Source organism: Flavobacterium sp. ZB4R12 (assembly GCF_048276375.1).
In the GTDB taxonomy this organism is placed as follows: domain Bacteria; phylum Bacteroidota; class Bacteroidia; order Flavobacteriales; family Flavobacteriaceae; genus Flavobacterium; species Flavobacterium gawalongense.
In genome coordinates this window covers 1-3,786 of record NZ_JBLNKS010000038.1, presented here as the reverse complement: position 1 = coordinate 3,786, position 3,786 = coordinate 1, and the positions used below count along the sequence as shown (strand labels likewise).

Annotated in this window: 3 protein-coding genes; all 3 read left to right on the top strand. The window is 34.5% G+C overall.

What is annotated here, in order from left to right:
* Positions 1 to 214: 214 nt before the first annotated feature.
* The 3 genes from ACNO7W_RS16205 to ACNO7W_RS16195 all read left to right on the top strand — a co-directional run bounded on the left by ACNO7W_RS16205 (position 215) and on the right by ACNO7W_RS16195 (position 3,598).
* On the top strand, positions 215 to 583 hold the full coding sequence (locus ACNO7W_RS16205; protein ID WP_417938906.1) for a four helix bundle protein: 369 nt from the start codon (positions 215 to 217) through the stop codon (positions 581 to 583).
* Positions 584 to 737: 154 nt separating this feature from the next.
* Entirely contained in the window at positions 738 to 1,088 is a 351-nt protein-coding gene (gene rplS / locus ACNO7W_RS16200) for a 50S ribosomal protein L19 (protein WP_143388763.1), read from the top strand.
* A gap of 269 nt (positions 1,089 to 1,357) precedes the next feature.
* Positions 1,358 to 3,598: an NADP-dependent isocitrate dehydrogenase gene (locus ACNO7W_RS16195; protein ID WP_417938905.1), complete on the top strand. Its 2,241-nt coding sequence runs from the start codon at positions 1,358 to 1,360 to the stop codon at positions 3,596 to 3,598.
* Positions 3,599 to 3,786: the final 188 nt, after the last annotated feature.

Here is a 3,786-nt window from a genome sequence, read left to right as displayed (position 1 = left end):
TAGGAATGAATAAAAAGTTTTCAGTCGCAGTCGCGGTTTTCAGTATTAGGAATGAATAAAAAGTTTTCAGTCGCAGTCGCAGTTTTCAGTATTAGGAATGAATAAAAAGTTTTCAGTCGCAGTCGCAGTTTTCAAAACACAATTTGTAATCTCTGAAAACTGAGACTGAAAACTGGGACTGGAAACTGGGACTGGAAACTTAAATACAATCAAAATGGATTTTAAAGAATTATTAGCATTTCAAAAGTCGTTTCAGTTAGCAATGGACATTTTTATGTTATCGAAATCGTTTCCAAAAGAAGAGAAATATTCCCTCACAGATCAAATTCGACGTTCTTCGAGAAGTGTTTCCGCAAACATTGCAGAAGCATACAGAAAAAGACGCTATATTAATCATTTCATCAGCAAATTAACTGATAGTGATGCTGAAAATTCAGAAACAAATGTCTGGCTGGAATTTTCTCTAAAATGCGAATATATAAATATTGAAACCTATAATGATTTGAATAACAAAACTATTGAAATTGGAAGACTAATTAATTATATGATTAATAACCCTGACAAATTTGGATGTAAAATTTAGTCGTTTCTTTTAGTCGAAATATACTGAGACTGAAAACTGATTACTAAAAAACTTGTAGATTGAAACAAAAGTTGTATTTTTGCGCCCACATTAGATTAACCTCTGGCGAGATCCGTGAATGTTGATTTAATAAAAAACCATAATTAAAATTATCATGGCAGATTTAATGAAATTCGTTCAAGACGAATTAGTAGCTAGAAAAGATTTCCCTGTTTTTGGAGCTGGTGATACTATCACAGTTTACTACGAAATTAGAGAGGGTGAAAAAACTAGAACTCAGTTTTTTAAAGGAGTTGTTATTCAAAGAAGAGGTTCTGGTAACACAGAAACTTTTACTATTCGTAAAATGTCAGGTGCTATTGGAGTGGAGCGTATCTTCCCAGTAAACTTACCCGCTTTACAAAAAATTGAAATCAACAAAAAAGGTGCAGTTCGTAGAGCTAGAATTTTCTACTTCAGAGAACTTACTGGTAAAAAAGCTAAAATTAAAGACAAAAGAAGATAGTCAACGATCTCTTTACTATAAAAAAGTCCCAACAATGTTGGGACTTTTTTTTTGCTAATTTTCCCCCTCATAAATTCCTAATTTAGGATTTAAGGGTTTATAAAACTAACAAATTCAGAATAACTAGTTAGTAATCTGAAAATTCGTGTTTTTCTATATAAAATGCGCCTTCTATTACATCTGATTTTCATATATTTGTCCGCCTTATTTCAAGTGAAACACCTTACTTAAGCTACATTTAACCGTGATTCGATTATAAAAATACAAAAATGACACAGAAATCAAAAATTTTTTACACCCTTACAGATGAAGCGCCTTTGTTGGCAACTTATTCATTTCTACCTATTGTACAAGCATTTACATCAACTTCTGATATTGAAATTGAAACTAGAGATATTTCTTTAGCCGGAAGAATTTTAGCAAACTTTCCTGAATTTTTGACTGAAGATCAAAAAACAGGAGATGCTTTATTAGAACTTGGACAATTAGCAACAACCCCAGAGGCAAACATCATAAAATTACCAAATGTTTCGGCATCTGTTCCTCAATTAAAAGCGGCTATTGCTGAATTACAATCTCATGGTTATAATTTACCAAACTTTCCTGAAGAACCGCAAAACGAAGGGGAGACAACCATCAAAGCTAAATATTCTAAAATTTTAGGTTCCGCCGTAAATCCAGTTTTACGCGAAGGAAACTCTGATCGTAGAGCTCCAAAAGCAGTTAAAAATTACGCTAAAGCAAACCCACATTCTATGGGAGCTTGGTCATCTGACTCAAAAACACAAGTAGCTTCTATGGAAAGCGGTGATTTTTACGGAAGTGAAAAATCAATCACCATTGCTGATGCCACTGATGTGAAAATAGAATTTGTTGGTAAAGATGGTTCAACTACTGTTTTGAAAGCAAGCACTCCACTAAAAGCAGGTGAAATAATCGACAGTTCTGTTATGAACCTGAACGCTTTAAAAAGTTTTGTTGCTAAAACAATTGCAGAAGCAAAAGAACAAAACGTTCTACTTTCGGTTCACCTGAAAGCTACTATGATGAAAGTTTCTGATCCAATTATTTTTGGAGCCATAGTAGAAGTTTATTTCACAGCTGTTTTCGAAAAATATGCTGCTTTATTTAATGAATTAAATATCGACACCAGAAACGGTTTAGGTGATGTTTATGCAAAAATTGCGGGACACCCGATGCAGGCTGAAGTGGAAGCTGCAATAAACCAAGCGATAGAAAATGGACCAGCGTTGGCCATGGTAAATTCTGAAAAAGGAATCACCAATCTTCACGTCCCTTCAGATGTGATTGTTGATGCTTCTATGCCGGCAATGATTCGTACTTCGGGACAGATGTATGATAAAGAAGGAAAACAACAAGATACTATAGCCATTATCCCAGACAGATGTTATGCAGGAATTTATACTGCGACAATTGATTTTTGTAAAAAACATGGTGCTTTCGACCCAACAACTATGGGAAGTGTACCAAACGTAGGTTTGATGGCGCAAAAAGCGGAAGAGTACGGTTCACATGACAAAACATTCCAAATGAGTGCAGACGGCGTTGTTCGTGTTGTAGATACTAATGGAAACGTTTTAATGGAACAAACTGTTGAAGCTAAAGATATTTTCAGAATGTGTCAGGCAAAAGATGCTCCGATTCAAGACTGGGTTAAATTAGCGGTAAATAGAGCTCGTTTATCAAATACTCCAGCCGTTTTTTGGTTAGACGAAAACAGAGCACATGATAGAGAGTTAATCGAAAAAGTAACAAAATATTTAAAAGATTACGATACAACAGCTTTAGACATCCGTATCCTTAATCCTATTGAAGCAACTGACTTCACATTAGAAAGAATCATTAAAGGACTAGATACTATTTCTGTAACAGGAAACGTATTGCGTGATTACTTAACTGACTTATTTCCTATTTTGGAAGTAGGAACATCCGCAAAAATGCTATCTATCGTTCCATTGATGAATGGTGGTGGTTTGTTTGAAACAGGTGCAGGTGGATCAGCTCCAAAACATGTTGAACAATTTACACAAGAAGGTTATTTACGTTGGGATTCACTTGGTGAGTTCTTGGCTTTAGGTACTTCATTAGAACATTTAGGTCAAACTTTAAACAATTCTAAAGCAATTATTTTAGCAGAAACTCTTGATGTAGCTACGGAGAAATTCTTAGCTAATGATAAATCTCCAGCTCGTAAAATTGGTGAAATTGACAACCGTGGTTCTCATTTTTACTTGGCAATGTATTGGGCAGAAGCATTAGCAGCCCAAGATAAAAACGAGGAATTGAAAGCTATCTTTACTCCTATTGCAACAGCATTTGCAGCAAACGAAGCCAAAATCAATGCAGAGTTAATTGGAGCACAAGGAAAACCTCAAGCTATTGGTGGTCATTACCAACCTAATCCGGAATTGACTGAAAAAGCGATGCGTCCTAGTGAAACATTCAATACTATTTTAGATAGAATCGCTGTTCCTGCAAAAATCGCTTAATAAAGTAATTTCATATAGTAAAAAAGACGACTGGAAACGGTCGTCTTTTTTTTATCTTTGAATAAAAAATATGGCTGTAGTCTAGATTAATGTTGTTACTTTTTTTTGTTACTTTAATAGAAAATAGGTATATGGAAACTTACGATACAATTGTCAGTTTAATACCGCTATTGACTATTTCACAGAAG

Coding starts and splice junctions, on each gene's coding strand:
- ACNO7W_RS16205 (WP_417938906.1), top strand. CDS start 215: ATGGATTTTAAAGAATTATTAGCATTTCAAAAGTCGTTTCAGTTAGCA.
- rplS (WP_143388763.1), top strand. CDS start 738: ATGGCAGATTTAATGAAATTCGTTCAAGACGAATTAGTAGCTAGAAAA.
- ACNO7W_RS16195 (WP_417938905.1), top strand. CDS start 1,358: ATGACACAGAAATCAAAAATTTTTTACACCCTTACAGATGAAGCGCCT.